Annotated in this window: 17 protein-coding genes; 7 read left to right on the top strand and 10 right to left on the bottom strand. The window is 71.2% G+C overall.

Annotated features, from left to right (window positions below; translation table 11 throughout):
- The first annotated feature begins 45 nt into the window (after positions 1-45).
- The 4 genes from OHS71_RS15430 to OHS71_RS15415 all read left to right on the top strand — a co-directional run bounded on the left by OHS71_RS15430 (position 46) and on the right by OHS71_RS15415 (position 3,574).
- The gene (locus tag OHS71_RS15430) at positions 46-1,467 is read left to right on the top strand and encodes an AI-2E family transporter (protein ID WP_328479957.1); all 1,422 of its coding nucleotides are present in this window, start codon (positions 46-48) and stop codon (positions 1,465-1,467) included.
- Positions 1,468-1,654: 187 nt separating this feature from the next.
- Positions 1,655-2,545 (top strand): MarR family transcriptional regulator, encoded by an 891-nt coding sequence (locus OHS71_RS15425; RefSeq protein ID WP_328479956.1) that lies wholly within the window; start codon positions 1,655-1,657, stop codon positions 2,543-2,545.
- A gap of 119 nt (positions 2,546-2,664) precedes the next feature.
- A complete protein-coding gene (locus OHS71_RS15420) occupies positions 2,665-3,141 on the top strand; it encodes a roadblock/LC7 domain-containing protein (RefSeq protein WP_328479955.1) in 477 nt (158 codons plus the stop codon).
- A 4-nt stretch (positions 3,142-3,145) separates the two neighbouring features.
- Positions 3,146-3,574: a hypothetical protein gene (locus OHS71_RS15415; RefSeq protein WP_328479954.1), complete on the top strand. Its 429-nt coding sequence runs from the start codon at positions 3,146-3,148 to the stop codon at positions 3,572-3,574.
- Between the two features lie 64 nt (positions 3,575-3,638).
- On the opposite strand, the gene OHS71_RS15410 is transcribed toward OHS71_RS15415, so the two are convergent.
- The 5 genes from OHS71_RS15410 to OHS71_RS15390 all read right to left on the bottom strand — a co-directional run bounded on the left by OHS71_RS15410 (position 3,639) and on the right by OHS71_RS15390 (position 8,585).
- Entirely contained in the window at positions 3,639-5,978 is a 2,340-nt protein-coding gene (locus OHS71_RS15410) for an ABC transporter permease (RefSeq protein WP_328479953.1), read from the bottom strand.
- Positions 5,975-6,601 carry an ABC transporter ATP-binding protein gene (locus OHS71_RS15405; protein ID WP_398148223.1) on the bottom strand — a complete coding sequence of 209 codons (627 nt, stop codon included), beginning with the start codon at positions 6,599-6,601 and terminating at the stop codon, positions 5,975-5,977. Before OHS71_RS15405 ends, OHS71_RS15410 begins: the two co-directional genes overlap by 4 nt.
- A 59-nt stretch (positions 6,602-6,660) precedes the next feature.
- Entirely contained in the window at positions 6,661-7,185 is a 525-nt protein-coding gene (locus tag OHS71_RS15400) for a PadR family transcriptional regulator (RefSeq protein WP_328479951.1), read from the bottom strand.
- Between the two features lie 177 nt (positions 7,186-7,362).
- Positions 7,363-7,620 (bottom strand): hypothetical protein, encoded by a 258-nt coding sequence (locus OHS71_RS15395; protein ID WP_328479950.1) that lies wholly within the window; start codon positions 7,618-7,620, stop codon positions 7,363-7,365.
- Positions 7,617-8,585: an SPFH domain-containing protein gene (locus tag OHS71_RS15390; RefSeq protein ID WP_328479949.1), complete on the bottom strand. Its 969-nt coding sequence runs from the start codon at positions 8,583-8,585 to the stop codon at positions 7,617-7,619. The genes OHS71_RS15395 and OHS71_RS15390 overlap by 4 nt, the downstream gene beginning before the upstream one ends.
- Before the next feature lie 274 nt (positions 8,586-8,859).
- Between OHS71_RS15390 and OHS71_RS15385 the strand changes: the two genes are divergently transcribed.
- Positions 8,860-11,319: a transglycosylase domain-containing protein gene (locus OHS71_RS15385; protein ID WP_328479948.1), complete on the top strand. Its 2,460-nt coding sequence runs from the start codon at positions 8,860-8,862 to the stop codon at positions 11,317-11,319.
- A gap of 116 nt (positions 11,320-11,435) precedes the next feature.
- Here OHS71_RS15385 and OHS71_RS15380 read toward each other — a convergent pair whose 3' ends face one another.
- The 4 genes from OHS71_RS15380 to OHS71_RS15365 all read right to left on the bottom strand — a co-directional run bounded on the left by OHS71_RS15380 (position 11,436) and on the right by OHS71_RS15365 (position 17,880).
- A complete protein-coding gene (locus OHS71_RS15380) occupies positions 11,436-13,583 on the bottom strand; it encodes an ATP-binding SpoIIE family protein phosphatase (protein ID WP_328479947.1) in 2,148 nt (715 codons plus the stop codon).
- A 316-nt stretch (positions 13,584-13,899) separates the two neighbouring features.
- Positions 13,900-14,592 (bottom strand): cytidylyl-2-hydroxypropylphosphonate hydrolase, encoded by a 693-nt coding sequence (gene fomD / locus OHS71_RS15375; protein WP_328479946.1) that lies wholly within the window; start codon positions 14,590-14,592, stop codon positions 13,900-13,902.
- A gap of 84 nt (positions 14,593-14,676) precedes the next feature.
- The gene (locus tag OHS71_RS15370) at positions 14,677-16,062 is read right to left on the bottom strand and encodes a class II fumarate hydratase (RefSeq protein ID WP_328479945.1); all 1,386 of its coding nucleotides are present in this window, start codon (positions 16,060-16,062) and stop codon (positions 14,677-14,679) included.
- Between the two features lie 150 nt (positions 16,063-16,212).
- Complete coding sequence (locus OHS71_RS15365) at positions 16,213-17,880, bottom strand: fumarate hydratase (protein ID WP_328479944.1); 1,668 nt, start codon at positions 17,878-17,880, stop codon at positions 16,213-16,215.
- 201 nt (positions 17,881-18,081) lie between these two features.
- Here OHS71_RS15365 and OHS71_RS15360 point away from each other — a divergent pair, with 201 nt between their 5' ends.
- Positions 18,082-18,768, top strand: coding sequence for a DUF1707 SHOCT-like domain-containing protein (locus tag OHS71_RS15360; RefSeq protein ID WP_328479943.1), 687 nt, complete (start codon positions 18,082-18,084; stop codon positions 18,766-18,768).
- A 150-nt stretch (positions 18,769-18,918) separates the two neighbouring features.
- Positions 18,919-19,293, top strand: coding sequence for a WhiB family transcriptional regulator (locus OHS71_RS15355; RefSeq protein ID WP_328479942.1), 375 nt, complete (start codon positions 18,919-18,921; stop codon positions 19,291-19,293).
- Between the two features lie 103 nt (positions 19,294-19,396).
- Here the strand turns inward: OHS71_RS15355 and glpX are convergent, their stop codons facing one another.
- A complete protein-coding gene (glpX, locus tag OHS71_RS15350; protein ID WP_314221292.1) occupies positions 19,397-20,431 on the bottom strand; it encodes a class II fructose-bisphosphatase in 1,035 nt (344 codons plus the stop codon).
- Positions 20,432-20,455: the final 24 nt, after the last annotated feature.

Below are 20,455 nucleotides of genomic sequence, written 5' to 3'. Positions count from 1 at the left end.
ACTCCAGGGGGAGTGGTGGGGGAAGACGGGGGAAGAGGACCGATCATGTCGCGAGTGCCAGGGTGGCTCGGCCGGCTCGGTGCCGGTCTGAGCGAGATGGGTGAGCGGCTCGACGAACGGCGCGCCGAGGTCGAGCGGGAGGGGCGGGAGGGCGCCGACGCGCCGGAACCGACGCCTCCCGACGTCACCGCGCCGCCCTCCGAGGCCCACCCGGAGGAGCACCCGCCCTTCGTCCCGCGTCCCGATCCCGCGCAGGCCGTGCCGTGGGGGGTCAGGGTCGCCGCCGAGGCGGGCTGGCGACTGCTGGTGCTCGCGGGGACCGTCTGGGTCCTGATGAAGGTCATCACCGCGGTCCAACTGGTCGTCATGGCCTTCGTGGTCGCGCTGCTCCTCACCGCGCTCCTGGAGCCCACCGTGGCGCGGCTGAAGCGGGCCGGGGTTCCCGGCGGCGCCGCCACCGCGCTGACGGCGATCCTCGGGTTCGTCGTGATCGGCCTGATGGGCTGGTTCGTGACGTGGCAGGTCATGGCGAACATCGACAACCTCTCCGACCAGGTCCAGGACGGCATCGACGACCTGCGCCGCTGGCTGCTGAACAGCCCCTTCCACGTCACCGACAAACAGATCAACGGCATCGCCAAGAACCTGCGCGACGCCATCGGCGACAACACCGACTCGATCACCTCGGCGGGCCTGGAGGGCGTCACCGTCGTCGTCGAGGGGCTGACCGGCATCCTCCTGGCGTTCTTCTCGACCATCTTCCTGCTCTACGACGGCCGACGGATCTGGCAGTGGACGCTCAAGCTGGTCCCGGCCGCCGCCCGGCCCGGCGTGGCCGGCGCGGGCCCGCGGGCCTGGGCGACGCTCACCGCGTATGTGCGCGGCACGGTGATCGTCGCGTTGATCGACGCCATCTTCATCGGCCTCGGCATCTACTTCCTCGACGTGCCGATGGCCGTCCCGCTGGCCGTGTTCATCTTCCTGTTCTCCTTCATCCCGCTCGTCGGCGCGGTCGCCTCCGGCGCGCTGGCGGTCGTGGTCGCGCTGGTCACGCAGGGCGTGTTCACGGCGGTGATGACGCTGGCGGTCGTCCTCGCCGTCCAACAGATCGAGGGCCACATCCTCCAGCCGTTCATCCTGGGCCGCGCGGTACGGGTCCACCCGCTGGCGGTGGTCCTGACGGTCGCCGCAGGCGGCATGGTGGCGGGAATCGGCGGCGCGGTCGTGGCGGTGCCCCTGGTGGCCGTGACGAACACGGTCGTGGGCTATCTGCACGCCTACTCCCGTGAACAGGCACTGCGCAACGCGCCCCGGCCGAGGGGCGCGACGGCGGTGGGCGTGGCGCCCGTGACGGCGCCCGTGGCCTCCCCGGCGGATGCGCCGACGGTCTCCGGGGCCCTTTCCCCGGAGGGCTCCCCGGTGCCCTCCGCGGCCCCTTCCGCGGCGTCGGAGGACGAGGTCCGGTGAGGACGGGCGCCGTCCTCCAACCGGTCAAATGGGCTCTGTAACAAGCGAATTGAGCCCTCGGGTGGAACAACTTCCGTCAGCTGGGGGCAGGTCGGGAATCCCTCCAGGGAATATGCGCCCGGACTGATACACATTCCCTCCTCAGCGCTACGCGTCAGGCGTATGTGCGAGAGGTCCTGGGGGAGTGATGTCGGGCTACCAACTGCTGGCACGCGACCTTGCCGCGTGCGGCCGGGACGGCTTCACCGGGGAAGTGCGCGTCCTCGGTTCGCCCGGCGGGACCTTCCATCTGCACGGCGGGCTGGTCGTCGCGGTCGAGTCGCCGGGCGCGCCCGCGCCCGAGGCACTGCTGCTGCGCTCCGGGCGGATCGGCGGCGAGGAGTGGGCCGGGCTGGTGCGGGAGTCGGGCGGCGCGCGCTGGCCGGCCGCCGGGCTGATCGCCCACGGCTACGCGGGGGCCGCCCAGCTCCGGGTGGTCTGCGCGATGGCTCTCCAGGACGCCGCGTTCGCGGTCGTCGCGGGCAGCGTCGACGACTGCGAACGCGGTCCGGTGGCCGGCCCGCCGCCCGCCCCGGTCGCCGTGGGTGAACCGCCCACCCGGCTGCTCCAGACGGCGTCCCGCAAGCTCGGCGCGCTTCTCGAACTGCCGTACCCCGTGCGCCCGGACCGGGAGCGGCCCGTGCCGGCTTCCCTGTCGTACTCGGCCGCCCGGCTCGGTGTGCTGCAACGCGAGCTGCTCGCCCACGCCGACGGCCGGCGCACCGCCCGCGACCTCGCCTTCCGTACCGGGCGCGGGGTCTACACGGTCACCGTCGAGGTGGCCCGGATGCTGGGCGAGGGGCTCCTGGAGTGCGGTGACACCCCGCATCCCATCCCCGTCCGGCTGCCGCCCGACGGGTCCGGCGTACGCCCCCGCGAACCGGCGCCGCCCCCGCCCAGGCAGCCGCCGGCGCCGGACGCGACGGCCCTGCCCCGTCGCCGTCCCGGAGCCAGCGGCATCAACGAGACCCTCACCCCGGAACGGAACGGCACCGGCTGGAAGGAGTTCTTCCGCCTGCGGAATCCGACGGCGAGATGACAGCCCGCGCAGGAGACAGGTTCAGCAGGAATCCCGACGTGAACCCCCACGTAGCACCCCACGTAGGCCCCCACGGAACAAGACGGTCATATGCGATCAGAATCAGGGGAGTTGCACTCATGGATCACACAGCCCTCGCGCGGGAGATGCGCGGCCTGCGGGAGCAGGTGACGGGCATCACCGACACGGCGCTGGCGGCGGCGGACGGACTGCTCATCGCCGCCGACACCGCCGACTCCATCGACCCGGAAGGCCTCGCCGCCCTCGCCGCGGCCGGCCTGGGACTCGCCCGCCGCACCGCCGAGGCGACCGCCCGCGGAGCCCTGCACCGCACGGTGGCCTACGGCAGCCACGGCTGCGCCGCGTTCTACGCGGTCGGCGACACCGCGCTGATGGTCGTCCTCGGCGACGAGGGCATGGACGTGGAGCGCCTGCACTGGGCGACCCAGCCCGCCCTGCGCCGCATCGACCTGATCCTCACCGGCAGAACCGAGCGGGCCGAGAGGGACGACAGGGCCGACTGGGCCGACAGGACGGCGGGCGCCGGCAGTACCGGCTGGGTCGAGACGACCGTGAAGACCGCCGAAGGAGTCTGAAGGGATGGCGACGAAGCGTATGACCCCCGGTTTCTCCGATCAGGTGATGGGCCTGGTCAAGTCACTGCGTACGGATGCCCCGGACTGCGTCGCCTCCGGCGTCGTCGACATGTCCACCGGCATGCTGCTCTCCTACGAGACCGTCGACAACCATCCGCCCGAGGTCCTGGATCTGCTGGCGGGCGCGACGCTCGACCTGTTCCAGGGCCGTACGGTCGTGATGATCGAGGACGTCTTCAAGGAACGGCGCGGGAGCCAGAGCGACAACCACTTCTTCCAGGAGATCCTCGTCAACAGTGAGAACCTCACTCACCTGTTCGTGAGGATGACCGAGCAGCAGGACGTCGTCGCGGTGGTCGTCTGCCGCAAGTCCGTCAACGTCGGCATGCTGTTCGCGCAGGTCCGAAGGGTGGTGCGGGAGTACCAGCTGTGAAGGCGCGACGGTCCCTCCCCGAGCGGGGAGGGACCGTGGGCCCGTGGCCGGGCTCAGCGCGCCGTCACTCGGTGCGCAGGCCGTCCGGCCGGAGCAGTCTGAGCAGCGGCGGCAGACTCAGCAGCGTCACCGCCGCGACGACCGCCGCGCCGAAGCCGGTCATCGCCAGCACGCTCGCCCAGTCCACGCCCACCGGTGTGTCCGTCATCCGCAGCAGCACCGCGCCCAGCGTGATCCCCACCGCCGAGGCCAGCAGCAGCCCCAGCGCGATCGGGATCGCCGTCTGCCACAGCACCGACATCCCGAGCGTGCGGCGCCGGGTGCCGAAGGCGACCAGGGACGACAGCAGCTTGCGGCGCTCGCGCAACTGCTCCAGCTGGGAGACCAGCAGGCTCGCCCCGATCAGCGCCAGCACGGCGGCCGCACCGACCAGCAGCCCGGTGCGGATGGACGTGTACTTCGTGTCCTGCCGGGTGGACGACCAGTTCATCGGCTGGGACAGCGGGTCCACCCGGTACGCCGTGTTGCGGGCGTACTCGTAGGCGTCGGGCACGGACTCGTCGATCGACAGGTAGACCTGACCGCTGACCCGCTTCTCGGCCGCCTCCGGCAGCACGCTCGGCGTCATCAGGAAGCCGCCGCGTTCCCAGTCGGTCAGTCCCTTCACGGGCCGCGCCTTCTTCACGCCCGCGGGGACGGTCCAGACGGCTTCCGCACTGGCATCCTCGGAGGACTGCTCGAAGTACAGCTTGTTGCCGGCCGTGTTCAGCTTGGGACCGTCGGAGGGGTTCTCGCCGCCCTCGAGGACGAACGTGTCGCCGTCCTTGCAGCTGGGCAGCTCGGCCAGCTCGCGCAGGGCGGAGCAGTCGCCCACGGCCAGCTCGCTGAGCAGGTCCGGGCCGTCCGCGGTCTTCCAGGAGCCGTTGCCGAGGTAGCCCTCCCACAGGGCGGTGACCTTGCGGACGGCCTTGGTGCCGGCGAACTTCTGGGCGGTCGGGGCGAGCGGAGCGCCGTCCGGTACCCCCACCTGCATCTGCGCCCGGCTGACGTCCTGGCCGGTGGCCTTGGTGTACTCGCTGTCCACGCCCGCGAACAGCATCTGGAGCGCGATCGCCCCGGCCACCGCCACCGCGATTCCGTTGACCATCCGGGCCGCCGTACCGCTGCTCAACTGTAGGCGCCGTACGGCCAGTTGCCAGGCCACGCCACCGGAGCCGAGCCGGCTGACGACCGTCTCCACCAGCCACGGGAGCAACGCGGTGACGCCGACGAGGATCAGGACGACTCCGCCGGTCACCAGGTACTGGTTGAAGTCGCCGTCGGCGCGGCCCTGCCCGATCATCGGGTAGAGCATCGCGAGGCCGCCCACGGGCAGCAGCAGCCGCCACCACAGCCGCCTGCGGGCGGGCCTGGCCGTGCGCACCACGCCGAGCGGTTCGATCACCACACCGCGCAACGCGAAGAGCGTCACCAGCACGGCGGCAGTCGGCACCGCCAGGACGACCAGCGCGGCCAGCGCGGGGGAGGGGTCGAGATAGCTGGGCCATACACTGACGCCCACCACCTCGACCGAACCCGCGACCTGGCGGCCCACCAGGAAGAACACGGTGCCGAGCACCAGGCCGAGGAGAGCGCCTGCCATCGCCTCGCCCGCCGCGATGCGCCGGGTCATCCGTCCGTCGGAGCCGATCAGCCTGAGGGCCGCGAGCCTGCGGTCGCGCCGCTCGCCGCCGAACCGCACGGCCGCGGCGATGAACACGGCGACCGGCATCAGCAGCACCACGATGACCACGAGGATCAGCAGGAGCAGCACCGGGTCGGTCGCCTCCTTCGACGGGTTCGGGTTCCCGAACTCCTTCAGGCGGGTCACCGCCCCCGGGCCGTCCACGCCCGGGTCCAGGCCGGTGGCGCCCGAGTAGTAGGCGAGTTCCTGGGAGCCGATCAGCCCGCTCTCCCCGATGGTCCCGACGACGCGGTACGGCAGCCGTTCCCTCAGCAGCGCCGAGCCGTCCCCGGCGAGCAGCTTCTTCAGCGCGGGCGAGACCACCATGTCGCCCTCGGCCGGGAACCGGCTCACGCCGGGCGGCAGCGGCGCGCGGGCCCCTTCCGGCTCCACCATCCGGCCCCGTACGTCCTTGTCGCGGAACGTGGTGTCGGCCTGCGCGACCAGCAGGGTGTCGTCACCCTTCGCCGGGGGATCCCCGAACGGCCAGTCCAGTCGGGACTGTTCACGGTCGTGCCGTACCTGGAGCGCGTTCGGCGCCGCCGTCGTCAGCAGCAGGACGGCCACGCCGAGCCCGACGCCCACGGCCGTCAGGACGGCCCGGATCCACCCCTCCCGCCCGCCGCTGAAGGCGAACCGGACACCCAGGCCCAGGTCCCTGGACCACTGACGCAGGCTCATATGACCCGCTCCATGTCCCGCGACCTGCCGTCCCGTACGACTATCTCGCGGTCGGAGTAGGCGGCCACCCGCGCCTCGTGCGTGACGAGGACGACGGCCGTGCTGGCCGACCGGGCGGCCTCGGTGAGCAGTTCCATCACGCGCTCGCCGTTGAGCGAGTCCAGCGCGCCGGTCGGTTCGTCGGCGAACACCACGCGCGGGCCGGTGACGAGGGAGCGCGCCACGGCCACCCGCTGCCCCTGACCGCCCGACACCTCGCCGGGCCGCTTCCTGCCGAGGTCGTCGACCTCCAGCCGTTCCATCCACGCCAGGGCGGTGCGCTCGGCCTGCTTGCGCGGGGTGCCGTTCAGCCGCAGCGGCAGCGCCACGTTCTCCACGCAGGTCAGTTCCGGCACGAGCTGGCCGAACTGGAACACGAACCCGAACTCGGAGCGCCGAAGCTGACTGCGCTGGGCGTCGCTCATCGTGGCGAGTTCACGGCCGTCGTACAGAATCGAACCCGAGTCGGGCGTCACGATCCCGGCGAGGCAGTGCAACAGCGTCGACTTGCCGGACCCGGACGGGCCCATCACCGCGACGACCTCGCCGGGGTGGATGGAGAACTCGGCGCCGGCCAGCGCCATCGTCGGCCCGTAGGCCTTGTGCAGGTTCTCGGCGGCGAGCAGGGATCCCCCGGGGGCGTTCACGCGATCACCGCGGCCTTCAGTTTGTCGAGGCGCGCGGCGGCGAGCTCCAGCCAGCGCAGGTCGGCCTCGAGGTGGAACAGAGCGTGGTCGCAGATCAGCTGGTCGGCGAAGTCGCCGCTCCGCTTGCGGTCGGTGAGGATGCGCATGCTGCGCAGGTGCTCGGCCCGCTGGGTGTCGAGGATGTCGGCCGCGTCCCGGTGGGTCAGCAGCGCGAGGACGACCTTGGTGTACAGCGTCGACTGGAGGTACGGCTCGGGCTTCTCCGGCGTCGCGAGCCACTGCACGACGTCGGTGATCCCGGCGTCGGTGATCGCGTACCGCTTGCGCTCGGGACCGCCGCCGGCCTCGATGCCGTCGACCTCGACGAGCCCGTTCTTCAGCAGCCGCGACATCGTGGAGTAGACCTGGCCGTAGTGCAGCGGCCGGTCGTGACCGAACTTCTCGTCGAAGGCCCGCTTGAGGTCGTAACCGTGGCGGGGCCCGGACTCGAGGAGACCCAGGAGGGTGTGACCGATGGACATGGGGAGGACTGTACGTGCGGTGTATACCCGATGTGTATACGGCGCGTGCACGGGTGGCCGCAGGCGGTGGGAGTACGCAGGTGGGAGTGGATTGTCACCGTTCTGCTACAGGCGGGACCGAGGGTGTTCCGGCCGGTCCGGGCTGCCCCTCCCGGGGCCGGTCGAGGGCGCGGCCGATCAGGCCGACGGGGGGCCGGGCGTGGAGCCCCCCGGGGGGCGCCCGCGTCGGGGGAGCGGTCCCGCCTCTCCCGGCAGCCGCCCCGCGTCCTTGAGGGCCTTGCGCAGCAGGAACTCGATCTGCGCGTTCGCCGAGCGCAGTTCGTCCGAGGCCCAGCGGGCCAACGCGTCGTGCACCAGCGGATCCAGCCGCAACAGCACCTGCTTGCGCTGCTGCGGCCGACGCCGAGGGGCCTGGCCCTCTTCGGGCGAGGTCACTGGTAGAGGGTTCCGGTGTTCAGCACCGGCTGGGGCGCCCGGTCCCCGCACAGCACCACCATCAGGTTGGACACCATGGCCGCCTTCCGCTCCTCGTCCAGTTCCACGATGCCCTGCTCGGCGATGCGCTGGAGCGCCGCCTCGACCATCCCCACGGCCCCGTCCACGATCTCCCGGCGTGCCGCGACCACGGCGCCCGCCTGCTGCCGCTGGAGCATCGCCGAGGCGATCTCGGGAGCGTACGCGAGGTGGGTGAACCGGGACTCGATGATCCGGACGCCGGCCGCCTCCACGCGCGCGTGCAGCTCTATGGCGAGCTTCTCGGTGATCTCCTCGGCGTTGCCCCGCAGGGAGAGGCCGTCCTCGTCGTGCGAGTCGTAGGGGTATTCGATGGCGATGTGCCGGACGGCCGCCTCGGTCTGGGTGGCGACGAACTCAAGGAAGTCGTCCACCTCGAAGCTGGCCTGGGCGGTGTCCTGCACGTTCCACACCACGACCGCGGCGAGCTCGATCGGGTTGCCGTAGGCGTCGTTGACCTTCAGTACGGCCGTCTCGTGGTTGCGCACCCGGGTGGAGATCTTCTCGCGCGAGGTGAAGGGGTTCACCCAGCGCAGTCCGTCCTCGCGGATCGTGCCCCGGTAGCGGCCGAACAGCTGCACCACGCGGGCCTCGCCCGGCGACACCGTGTTCAGCCCGCACATCGCGAGGAACGCGGCGAGGGCGACGAGGATGCCGAGGGTGATCAGCGCTGCCTTGAGGCCGGTGGCCGTCACCGCGGTGGCCGCGGCGATCATCCCGGCGCCGGCCAGCAGCCCGGCCAGGCCCAGCAGGAGCGCGAGTCCCCCGGCCACGCTGTGCGCGGGGAACTCCTGCACGCGCGGCGCGGGCATGTCGGGTGCGTCGATGGTGTCGACGGCGGCTTCGGCGGCGGCTTCGGCGGTGGCCGAGGGGTCGGGTGCGGACATGTCGGATCCCCGTTCTCGTGGCGGCTGTATCTATCAGCCTTCTAGCTAAGTGATATCACTTTAGCGCGTCATGGCAACCCTGTGCCACTCTCGTACGTCGGATCCGGTGGGACGTTCGGACGGTTCCGCCGTGCGGGGTGCTGATTCTCACCCCCCGCGAAGGCCGGACCGAGACCCTTTCGTCATGGACAGCGGTGTTAGCTTTCTGAGCTGACCTGCCCCTGCCCCCGGGCACTGGTGTGACTGCCGAGTAGGAAGCGGAGCGAGCGGACTCATGGGACGAGCGGACGACAGACGAGCTCGACAGCGCGGTGGGCGCCGCGCCGCGCCCAGAGGCCGTCCGACGGAGACGGAGTCGGCCCCCACGAGGACGGCCCCGCCGAGGCCGGAAACCTCGAGGTCCGAGTCCGTGGCACCCGCCGAGACCGCTCCCGCGACCGGCGGTCGCGCGGCCGCGCGCAGGGGCGCGAAGAAGGGCGGCAAGAACACCAAGGGCAAGGCCGGCAAGAAGGACAAGAGCTTCATACGCCGCCTCTTCACCTGGAAGAAGATCCTCGGCACCTTCCTCGGCGTGGTCGTGGTCGTCATCGGCGCCTTCGTCTGGCTGTACGTCAGCACCCCGATCCCCAAGGGCAATCCGGACGCCGCCCTCCAGAGCAACGTCTACAAGTACGGCGACGGCGCGATCCTCGCCCGCGACGGCGAGGTCAACCGGGAGAACGTCGACCTCGCGAAGATCCCCAAGGCGGTCCAGCACACCTTCGTCGCCGCCGAGAACAAGACCTTCTACAACGACGCCGGCGTCGACCTCAAGGGCACCGCCCGCGGTGTCCTCAACACGCTCATGGGCAAGGGCGCGCAGGGTGGCTCCACGATCACCCAGCAGTACGTGAAGAACTACTACCTGACCCAGGAACAGACCGTCACGCGCAAGCTGAAGGAACTGGTCATCTCCCTGAAGCTGGACCGGGAGGAGTCCAAGGACTACATCCTGGCCGGTTACATCAACACCAGTTACTACGGCCGCGGCGCCTACGGCATCCAGGCCGCCGCCCAGGCCTACTACCGCGTCGACGCCGACAAGCTCAGCGTCGAGCAGGGCGCCTACCTCGCCGCACTGCTCCAGGCGCCCAGCCAGTACGACTGGGCCGTCGCCTCGGACACCGGCAAGCGTCTGGTCAAGGCCCGCTGGAACTACGTCCTCGACAACATGGTCGAGCAGGACTGGCTGGACAAGACCAAGCGGCAGGGCATGACGTTCCGGGAGCCGCTGGAGCCCAAGGCCGCGCCCGGCAAGGAGGGCCAGATCGGCTATCTGGTCGACGCGGCCAACGCCGAACTCGCCAGGCAGCTCGTCGCCACCAAGGTCGCCGACGACTACGAGGCGGCTGCCGCCCTGGTCAGCAAGGGCGGCTGGAACATCGAGCTCAACATCGACAAGAAGAAGCAGAAGGCGCTGGAGACAGCCGTCAAGGAACAGCTGACCAGCAAGCTCGACAAGAAGAAGCGCCCGGTCGACGGCGACGTCCAGGCCGGCGCGGTGTCGGTGAACCCCAAGACGGGCGCCGTCGAGGCGATGTACGGCGGTACGAGCTACACGGACCACTACCTCAACAACGCCACCCGCACCGACTACCAGCCCGCCTCCACCTTCAAGCCGGTCATCCTCGCCGCGGCCTTCGACGAGGACGCGAAGACGCAGGACGGCGACCCGATCACCGCCAACACGATCTACGACGGCACCAGCAAGCGCCCGGTCGTCGGCAGCGACATCGGCTTCGCCCCGGAGAACGAGGACGACCAGGACTACGGCGACGTCACCGTGCAGACGGCGCTGAACAAGTCCATCAACTCCGTCTTCGCGCAGATGGGCGTCGACGTCGGCATGCCCGAAGTGCTGAAGGTCGCGGCCAACCTCGGCATGGACACCAAGGACCTGAAGGCGGTGCCCGCGCAGACCCTCGGCACCATGGGCGCGAGCCCCTTGCAGATGGCCGGCGTCTACGCCACCCTCGACAACCACGGCAAGCAGGTCACCCCGGCGCTCATCAAGTCGGCGGAGAACAGCGCCCACCCGTCGTTCAAGCACACCGACCCCATCGGGGAGCAGGTCATCGACCGGGAGGCCGCCGACTCGGTCACCTCGGTGCTCACCGGCGTGGTCGACGACGGTACGGCGAAGAAGTCCGTGCGGGACAACCCGCTGCGCAAGGGCCAGAAGGTCGCGGGCAAGACGGGTACCTCCGACAACAACAAGTCGGCCTGGTTCACCGGCTACACCCCCGACCTGGTCACCTCGGTCGGCCTGTTCGGCGAGTCCGCGAAGGCCCCGCACCCCCAGGTTCCACTCACCGGTGCGACGAACGGCCTGACCTCGGACGCGGGCCGGGTCAACGGTGGTGGCTTCCCGGCGCAGATCTGGGCGACGTACACCTTCGGCGTCTCCACCAAGGTCACCAAGTTCGACCTGGAGACCGACCAGGGCGCGGCGGTACAGACCGCGTCGCCGTCCCCGTCCTCCTCGCCGTCGGCCAGTTCGTCCCCCTCCTCGTCCCCGTCGACGAGTTCCTCCCCGTCCTCCTCGCCCTCGACGAGTTCCTCCCCGTCCTCGTCGCCGAAGCCGAGTTCCTCCCCGTCCTCGTCGCCGAAGCCCAGTTCCTCCCCGTCCGCCACACCGACGGGGGGCACGTCGACCGGAACGGAGGATCCGGGGAATCCGATCTTCGGCCAGTAGCCGGAAACGGCCGGGCCGGCGGCCGTAACCGGCCGCCGGCCGGGACGGACAACCGCACACAGGAGAGGGCGCCCGGAGATCTCCGGGCGCCCTCTCCTCGTGCTCGTCCGCTCCGCTCAGCCCCGGTTCAGCTCGAACCACACCACCTTGCCGGTGCTCAGCCGGGTCGCCCCCCACCGCCGGGCCAGCCGGTTGACCAGATACAGCCCACGGCCACCCTCGTCGGTCGCCCGGGCCTGCCGCAGCCGGGGCAGCTGCGGCACGTCGTCCCCGACCTCGCAGCGCAGCACGTCGGTCCGCAGCAACCGCAGACTCACCGGACGCGTGGCATACCGCACCGCGTTGGTGACGACCTCACTGACCAGCAACTCCACGGAGTCGGTCAGATCCTCCATCCCCCAGCGCGACAACGCCTGGCGGGCCAGCCTACGGGCCCGGCCGGGAGCCGCGTCCTCGGGCTCCAGCAGCCAGTAGGCCACGTCGCTCGGCGCGATCCCGTCGAACCGGGCCGCCAGCAGCGCGATGTCGTCGTCCCGGTCGCCCGGACCGAGCATGTCGAGCACCTCGTCGCACAGGGCTTCCAGCGGCGGCGGATGATCGGGCCCGGTCAGCTGGGCGGTCGCCGCCAGCTTCTCCCGCAGCTGCTCTATCCCCGTCGCCACGTCACGCAGCCGGGACTCGACCAGACCGTCGGTGTACAGCAGCAGCGTCGCGCCCGCCGGAGCGTCGAGCTCCACCGCCTCGAAGTCGACCCCGCCGACGCCGATCGGCGCACCCGGCGGCACCCGCAGCACCTCGGCCCGGCCGCCCAGATGCAGCAGCACCGGCGGCGGATGACCCGCGTTGGCGATGGTGATGCGGTGCGCAACCGGGTCGTAGACCGCGTACAGGCAGGTGGCCATCCGGTCGGTGCCCAGCCGCTGCGCCTGCTCGTCGAGATGGTGCAGGACCTCCTGCGGGGGCAGGTCGAGCCCGGCCAGGGTCTGCGCCGTAGTCCGCAGCTGCCCCATGATGGCCGCGGAAGTCATGGAGTGCCCCATGACATCGCCCACCACCAGCGCCACCCGGCTGCCCGGCAGCGGGATGGCGTCGTACCAGTCGCCGCCCACCCGCGCCGTCTCGGCCGCGGGCAGATACCGCGACGCCAGCCGCACGCCCGTGGGACGGGGCAGGGTCTCCGGCAGCATGGTCCGCTGCAACTCGTCGGCGATGTACGCCTCGCGGTCGTACAGCACCGCCTTGTCGATGCCCAGGGCGCTGTGCGTGGCGAGCTGGGCGGCCACCAGCAGATCGTCGTTCTCGAACGGGATGCGTTCCGGACGGCGCAGGAACACCGCCGCGCCGATCACCCGGCGTCGGCCGCGCAACGGGGCCAGGACGGCCCGCTGGCCGCCCGGAATGGCCAACGTGCTGTCCTCGCCCAGCAGTTCGGGCAGCGCGGCCCGAGCGGCCGGATGGTCGGCGAACACCGGACGCACCCCGCGCAGCACCTCGGCGAGCGCCCCGCCCGGCCGCACCTCGCACATGTCCCCGACCGACGCCGACAACTCGGCGGTCAGCTCCGCCGGCTCCGGGGGCGGCAGCGCCAGCGCCGCGAAGCCGGTCTCGGTGTCCCGTTCCTCCGGGATGCGGTCGGTGCGCCGCAGCCGCAGCATGATGCGGTCCGCCGCCGGCCTCTCGTCGCCCACGGGCAGCGGATCGCGCAGATAGACGAGGATCGCGTCGGAGAAGGTCGGCACGGTGGCCCGGCACAGCCCCATCACGATCTCGTCGAGGTCCAGCCCGCGGGCGATCCGCCGGGTCGCGGCCCCGACGAAGCGCAACCGGTCGCCGTCGCGCCGCATAGGCGTGGGCCTGCCGGGCGTCACCACCCCCGCACCGCGCCGGTCCTGCCCGTCGGGCCCCCGCTCCGCACGCGTGTCGGTGCCCGGCTGGGCCGGGATGGACTCGGGTGCGGGGCGCGGCCGGTGATCCGCGTCGTCCGGCTTCGCCCGCGCCGGAGGTGTCCCCAGCGCCTCGTCGGACGCCGACGGCTGGGAGTGCTCGGTGTCCGAACCCGCCTCCGAACCGGCCGCGTCCATTCCCGTGGCTCCCTGGCCGCCCATGCCACCCTTTCCGCCCTTGCCGCACGTCGTCGTACCCGAGGCATCGGGCGGTGGGGCGGACGGGCCCGGCGCCGGCGCCTGGGTATGCAGCAGTGCCCCACGGGGGTCCGTGGGGTCGACGCCCTGGGGGCGTTCGTAGGAGGTGGGCTGCTCCGTCACGCGTGTCGAATCCGTCCGTCCGGGGCTGCACGCCGCGCGCGCAGTTGGTCCCGCAGGAAACCCGATACCCGGAATACATGCCCCCGGAACGGAATTCCCGCGTGGTCAGAGGTTGTTCCTGTGTCACCGGTGGACCGCAAGCGGCCCTGGGGGCCGACGTCGAGCGCCCCGCTGGTCGTGCCGTCGTACCCCTCGCTCACGTCCTGCCGCCCCTCGGTGACGTTCGGTCAGACCCGGCATCCGCTCCGGGAGTTACTGCCAGCGTGCCTTGCGGAGGACGATCCTACGTTTGTTGCCCGGGGGCGCATCAAGGGTCTCATGTGGACATGTGCGCGGGCGTACGGTCCCAGTCCTCCGGCAGCAACGGTACGGCCCAGGACGGATCCGGGCGCCAGTGCTGCCAGCCCTCGTTGAACGGAGGCCCCCACGCCCGGATCACCTCCACCGCCCTGCGACCCGCCTCCCGCACCTGCTCGGCGACCGCCGCGTCCATCAGCCCGTCCTGCTGGGCCTGCGCGAACTCGTCCTCGTCGCGCACGTCCCAACTGCGGTCCGGGTAGACGCAGAGGTCAAGAAAGTGGTCCTCGGAGTCCACCCCGCCGTCCCAACGGGCCAGCGGCTGCTCCAGGTTGACGTACCAGTTCTTGAACTGCCAGCCCTGGTCCCAGAACAGCCACACCGACCACGGCTCGCCGGGCCGGACCACCTTCAGCACACCGGCGCCGAGCCAGCGGCCGAGCTGAACGGTACGCGGCTTGGTGTACCGGGTGCGCAGCGGCTCCTGGTGCAACGGGGTGCCGTCCGCGAGCACCGGCTTGACGCACTCCGTGCCCGGGGCCAGCCACACGGCGAGCAGTTCCTCGTCGTCCCGCACGACGGTGACCGGCCGGGCGATGTGGAAACGCGCCCCGCCGTTCTCCCGGTAGCGCCACAGGATCCGGCTCCCCGGCTCCCAGAAGGCCGCCGCACCACCGGTTCCCACGCGTCTCACCACTTCACCGTCTGCCATGCACAGATATTAGGTGCCATGGCCATACGACGCTGCGGCGCGCGTCACGGTTCTCGCGCCGGGGGCGTGAATCGGGGCAAGGGTTTACGGGTGCGTCATCCTCAGGACATCCAGGGCCTCGTCGAGCTGTTCGACCGTCAGATCGCCCCGCTCCACGTACCCGCCGTCCAGCACCACCTGACGGATCGTGCTCCGCTGCGCCAGCGCCTTCTTGGCGACCTTCGCGGCCTCCTCGTACCCGATGTACTTGTTCAGCGGCGTGACCACGGACGGGGAGGACTCGGCGTACTCACGGGCGCGCTCCCGGTGCGCGACGATCCCGTCGACGGTCCGGTCGGCGAGCAGCCGGGACACGTTGGCGAGCAGCCGCACCGACTCCAGCACGTTCTTGGCGATCACCGGCAGCATGACGTTGAGCTCGAAGTTGCCCGCGGCGCCCGCCGTGGCGACGGTCGCGTCGTTCCCCACGACCTGCGCCGCGACCATCAGCACGGCCTCCGGGATCACCGGGTTGACCTTGCCCGGCATGATCGACGACCCGGGCTGGAGGTCGGGGAGGCTGATCTCGGCGAGGCCCGTACGCGGCCCCGAGGCCATCCACCGCAGATCGTTGGCGATCTTCGTGAGCCCCACGGCGATGGTCCGCAGCTGACCGCTGGTCTCGACGACCCCGTCCCGCGCGCCCTGCGCCTCGAAGTGGTCGCGCGCCTCGGTCAGCGGCAGCCCGGTGGCCCGGGCGACCTCCTCGATGACGGCGGCGGAGAAGCCGGGGGGAGTGTTGATGCCGGTACCGACCGCGGTGCCGCCCAGCGGCAGCTCGGCGAGCCGGGGGAGCGAGGAGTTGAGCCGCTCCACGCCGTACCGCACCTGGGCGGCGTACCCGCCGAACTCCTGGCCGAGCGTCACGGGCGTGGCGTCCATCAGATGCGTCCGCCCCGCCTTCACCACGTCGGCGAACTCCTCGGACTTGCGCTCCAGCGCCGCCGCCAGATGCTCCAGGGCCGGGATCAGATCGCGGGTGACGGCGGCGGTGGCCGCGATGTGCAGGGACGAGGGGAAGACGTCGTTGGAGGACTGGGAGGCGTTGACGTGGTCGTTGGGGTGCACGGCCCGGCCCAGGCGCTCGGAGGCGAGGGTGGCGACCACTTCGTTGGTGTTCATGTTCGACGAGGTCCCGGACCCGGTCTGGAACACGTCGACGGGGAAGTGCTCGTCCCACCGGCCCTCGGCGACCTCTGCGGCCGCTTCCTGGATGGCGTCGGCGATGTCCTTGTCGACCACCCCGAGCCGCGCGTTCACCTTCGCGGCGGCGCCCTTGATCCGCGCCAGCGCCTCGATGTGCGCACGCTCGATGCGCTGCCCCGAGACGGGGAAGTTCTCGACGGCCCGCTGCGTCTGCGCCCGCCACTTGGCATCCGCCGGGACGCGTACCTCGCCCATGGAGTCGTGCTCGATCCGGTATTCGCTCATGTCCCGTACAGCGATCGGGACGGCCCGGATGTTCCGCGCGCCGACCCGTCCGGCGGAGGGGCGGTGGCGGGCTCGCAGGGGCGGAGCCCCGGCGGGAGGGGACGGGCGGGGCGGCGGGGGCGAGAACCGCACCCCCGCCGCCCGCAGGCCCTAGACCAGCCCGGGTCCCCGTACCGGGATCGACGTGAACGTCGGTGCGGGCGCCGGATCCTGGAAGAAGTCGTTGCCCTTGTCGTCGACGACGACGAACGCCGGGAAGTCCTCGACCTCGATCTTCCAGACGGCCTCCATGCCGAGCTCCTCGTACTCGACGACCTCGACCTTCTTGATGCAGTCCTGCGCGAGCCGCGCGGCCGGACCGCCGATCGAGCCGAGGTAGAAACCGCCGTGCGTGCCGCACGCGTCCGTGACCTGCTTGCTGCGGTTGCCCTTGGCGAGCATGACCCTGGAGCCGCCGGCGGCCTGGAACTGCTCGACGTAGGAGTCCATGCGACCGGCCGTCGTCGGGCCGAAGGAGCCGGACGCGTAGCCCTCGGGCGTCTTGGCCGGGCCCGCGTAGTACACCGGGTGGTCCTTCAGGTACTGCGGCATCTCCTCGCCCGCGTCGAGGCGTTCCTTGATCTTGGCGTGGGCGATGTCACGGGCCACGACCAGCGGGCCGGTGAGCGACAGCCGGGTCTTGACCGGGTACTTCGTCAGCTCGGCGAGGATCTCGTCCATCGGCTGGTTCAGGTCGATCCGGACGACGTCGGACGACTCGTCGAGGTGCTCGTCCGTGGTCTCCGGCAGGAAGCGCGCCGGGTCGGTCTCGAGCTGCTCCAGGAACACGCCCTCGGCGGTGATCTTCGCGACGGCCTGCCGGTCGGCGGAGCAGGAGACGGCGATGGCGACGGGGCAGGACGCGCCGTGCCGCGGGAGACGCACCACGCGCACGTCGTGGCAGAAGTACTTGCCGCCGAACTGCGCGCCGATGCCGATCTTCTGCGTCAGCTCGAAGACCTTCTCCTCCAGCTCCTTGTCCCGGAAGCCGTGGCCCAGTTCGGATCCCTCGGCCGGGATCTCGTCGAGGTAGTGCGCGGAGGCGTACTTCGCGGTCTTCAGCGCGTACTCGGCAGACGTGCCGCCGACGACGATCGCCAGGTGGTACGGCGGGCAGGCGGCCGTGCCGAGCGAGCGGATCTTCTCCTCCAGGAACTTCATCATGGAGGCCTCGTTCAGGACGGCCTTCGTCTCCTGGTAGAGGAAGCTCTTGTTGGCCGAGCCGCCGCCCTTGGCCATGAACAGGAACTTGTAGGCGCCGCCGTCGGCCGCGTACAGCTCGATCTGGGCCGGGAGGTTGGAGCCGGTGTTCTTCTCGTCCCACATGGTCAGCGGGGCCATCTGCGAGTAGCGCAGGTTGAGGTTGAGGTACGCGTCGTAGATGCCGCGGCTCAGGGCCGCCTCGTCGCCGCCCTCGGTGAGCACGTTCTGTCCGCGCTTGCCCATGACGATCGCCGTGCCGGTGTCCTGGCACATGGGGAGGACGCCGGCTGCCGCGATGTTGGCGTTCTTCAGCAGGTCCAGCGCGACGAACTTGTCGTTGGCCGACGCCTCGGGGTCGTCGATGATGCGTCGCAGCTGCGCGAGATGGGCGGGACGCAGGTAGTGCTGGATGTCGTGGATCGCCTCGGCGGCGAGCGTGCGCAGCGCCTCCGGCTCCACCTTGAGGAACGTCCGCCCGTCGGCCTCGAAGGTGGAGACACCCTCGGCGGTCACCAGCCGGTAGGGGGTGGTGTCCTCTCCCATGGGGAGCAGATCGGTGTACGCGAACTCAGGCATCGGTGCCCATTCCTCACTCGACAGACGGCGACCGCCTCCGTTGGCGGGCGCCCACCAGCGTAGAACCTGCCGCCGACGGCGAGCTTGTGAGGTAAGGCTCAGTTCGCCGCCCGGAGCGCGGCGGCCTCGCCCGGCCCGACCGCGGCCGTCCTCGCCCGGCCGGGGGTATCGCGATCTATCGTGTGTGGGTACGCTGCTCCTGTGGACCTTCACAAGCAGAGCGCCGCACCCGCGCCGGCCGCCGAGTTGCGCGCCTCGGACGCCGATCGTGACCGTATCGCCGACATGCTCCGCGAGGCCCTCGCGGAGGGCCGGCTGACCGCCGACGAGCACGCCGAGCGCGTCGAGGGCGTCCTGGCCGCCAAGACGGTCGGCGAGCTGGAGACGTTCGTCCGGGACCTGCCCGCCGCGCACGAGCGCCGCGCGGCCCCGGCCTCCGCCCCCAGCCGGCCCACCGCCGGTGCGATTCCCGCCGACCCCGACGACAACGTGGTGGCGGTCTTCAGCAGCGCGGTCCGCCGGGGGCGCTGGCGCGCGGGCCGCCGTATCCACGCCTACGCGGTCTTCGGCACCGTCGAGATCGACCTCACCGAGGCCCTCTTCGAGTACCAGCAGGTGGTGATCAAGGCGATCTCGGTCTTCGGCAACGTCGAGGTCCGCGTCCCGGAGAACGTCTCGCTGCGCGGCACCGGCGGCGCGGTCCTCGGCAACTTCGAGGTGGACTCGCTGGACTCCCCGCAGCCCGACGCCCCGGTGGTCTACGTCGACGGCTGGGCGGTGCTGGGCAACATCGAGGGCCGGCCGAAGCGGGGCAAGCTCGTCGCGGACATTCTCGACCGGGTGCAGCACAAGGTCGACAGGAGTCTGCGCAAACACCTGGACCGCTGACGGCCGCGGGTTCGCCGCCGGGGGTGCCGAACCGGCCGGGAGGCCGCGCGGGGGCGCGGCGGGTCGGGGACTCAGTGCATAGGCGCGCGCACAGCGGGTAGGCCTGCTGCATCGTCTCTCGCTCGCGAAGCCGTCGTCAGGAGTAGACCCGTGCTGCAACCGCCGCATTCGTCCCTGCAGGTCGCCGCTGTTCCGGCCCAGCGGGTACCAGCGCGCGACAGGGACCAAGACGCCCCCTGGCATACCGAGGCGGTGTGCCGGCGCGACGAGGCGGGCCTGTTCTTCGCCCCTTCCAAGGAGCCCACGGCCGCCCGGCTCTCCCGCGAGGAAGCCGCGAAACGGGTCTGTGCGCGCTGTCCCGTCATGGTGGAGTGCCGCGAGCACGCGCTCCTGCAACCCGAGCCCTACGGCGTCTGGGGCGGTCTCACGGCCGCCGAGCGCCGAGTGGCCCTGGCCCGGCGCCGTCGCCGTGACGTGGAACTGAAGAAGGCGCAGACGACAGGACGCATAGCGGCGGCCGGCTGAGCACGTACGGAAGACCCTCGGGGCACCCGAAAGCCCCCGGGCACGTGAAAGGGGCACCCCCACCGCACCGGGGGTGCCCCTCTCACGCCGTGCGTCCCGCGCCCTACTTGGCCCGGTCGAAGTCGACCGCGCTGTAGGCCCGCAGCTTGCTCAGGCGGTGCTCGGAGTCGATCCGCCGGACCGTCCCGGACTTGGACCGCATGACGATCGAGTCGGTGGTCGCGGTCTCCGACCGGTACCGGACGCCCCGCAGCAGCTCGCCGTCGGTGATGCCGGTCGCGACGAAGAAGACGTTCTCGCCGGTCACCAGGTCCTCGGTGGTCAGCACGCGGTCGAGGTCGTGCCCCGCGTCCAGGGCGCGCTGCCGCTCCTCGGCGTCCTTCGGCCACAGCTTGCCCTGGATGACCCCGCCCAGGCACTTCACGGCGCAGGCCGAGATGATGCCCTCCGGGGTGCCGCCGATGCCGAGCAGCAGGTCGACGCCGGTGCCCTCGCGCAGGGCCAGGATCGAGCCGGCCACATCGCCGTCGGAGATCAGCTTGATGCGCGCCCCGGTCTCCCGGATCTCCTCGATGATGCCCTCGTGCCGCGGGCGGTCCAGGATGACGACCGTGACGTCCTCGGGCGTGGCCCGCTTGGCCTTGGCGACCCGCCGGATGTTCACGGCCACGGGCGCGTCGATGTCGACGAAGTCGGCGGCCTCGGGGCCGGTGACCAGTTTGTCCATGTAGAACACGGCGGACGGGTCGAACATCGCGCCCCGCTCGGTGGCCGCGAGGACGGCGATCGCGTTCGGCATGCCCTTGGCCGTCAGCGTGGTGCCGTCGATGGGGTCGACGGCGATGTCGACCTCGGGCCCGGTCCCGTCACCGACGCGCTCGCCGTTGAAGAGCATCGGGGCCTCGTCCTTCTCGCCCTCGCCGATGACGACCACACCGTTCATCGACACGGTGGAGACGAGGGTCCGCATGGCGCGCACCGCGGCGCCGTCGGCGCCGTTCTTGTCGCCGCGACCCACCCAGCGGCCCGCGGCCATGGCGGCGGCTTCGGTCACCCGGACGAGTTCCAGGGCGAGGTTGCGGTCGGGGGCCTCGGAGGGCACATCGAGTTCGGACGGCAAGTGATGATGCTCGGTCATCGGAGCGCACCTTTCTGACTGATA

This window comes from Streptomyces sp. NBC_00377, assembly GCF_036075115.1.
Taxonomy (GTDB): Bacteria; Actinomycetota; Actinomycetes; order Streptomycetales; family Streptomycetaceae; genus Streptomyces.
This window is presented reverse-complemented; position numbering and strand designations above follow the sequence as displayed.

Bases quoted from the DNA above. Each gene is read 5' to 3' on its own strand.
- OHS71_RS15430 (WP_328479957.1), top strand. From the start codon at position 46: ATGTCGCGAGTGCCAGGGTGGCTCGGCCGGCTCGGTGCCGGTCTGAGC.
- OHS71_RS15425 (WP_328479956.1), top strand. From the start codon at position 1,655: ATGTCGGGCTACCAACTGCTGGCACGCGACCTTGCCGCGTGCGGCCGG.
- OHS71_RS15420 (WP_328479955.1), top strand. From the start codon at position 2,665: ATGGATCACACAGCCCTCGCGCGGGAGATGCGCGGCCTGCGGGAGCAG.
- OHS71_RS15415 (WP_328479954.1), top strand. From the start codon at position 3,146: ATGGCGACGAAGCGTATGACCCCCGGTTTCTCCGATCAGGTGATGGGC.
- OHS71_RS15410 (WP_328479953.1), bottom strand. From the start codon at position 5,978: ATGAGCCTGCGTCAGTGGTCCAGGGACCTGGGCCTGGGTGTCCGGTTC.
- OHS71_RS15405 (WP_398148223.1), bottom strand. From the start codon at position 6,601: ATGGCGCTGGCCGGCGCCGAGTTCTCCATCCACCCCGGCGAGGTCGTC.
- OHS71_RS15400 (WP_328479951.1), bottom strand. From the start codon at position 7,185: ATGTCCATCGGTCACACCCTCCTGGGTCTCCTCGAGTCCGGGCCCCGC.
- OHS71_RS15390 (WP_328479949.1), bottom strand. From the start codon at position 8,585: ATGTCCGCACCCGACCCCTCGGCCACCGCCGAAGCCGCCGCCGAAGCC.
- OHS71_RS15385 (WP_328479948.1), top strand. From the start codon at position 8,860: ATGGGACGAGCGGACGACAGACGAGCTCGACAGCGCGGTGGGCGCCGC.
- fomD (WP_328479946.1), bottom strand. From the start codon at position 14,592: ATGGCAGACGGTGAAGTGGTGAGACGCGTGGGAACCGGTGGTGCGGCG.
- OHS71_RS15370 (WP_328479945.1), bottom strand. From the start codon at position 16,062: ATGAGCGAATACCGGATCGAGCACGACTCCATGGGCGAGGTACGCGTC.
- OHS71_RS15365 (WP_328479944.1), bottom strand. From the start codon at position 17,880: ATGCCTGAGTTCGCGTACACCGATCTGCTCCCCATGGGAGAGGACACC.
- glpX (WP_314221292.1), bottom strand. From the start codon at position 20,431: ATGACCGAGCATCATCACTTGCCGTCCGAACTCGATGTGCCCTCCGAG.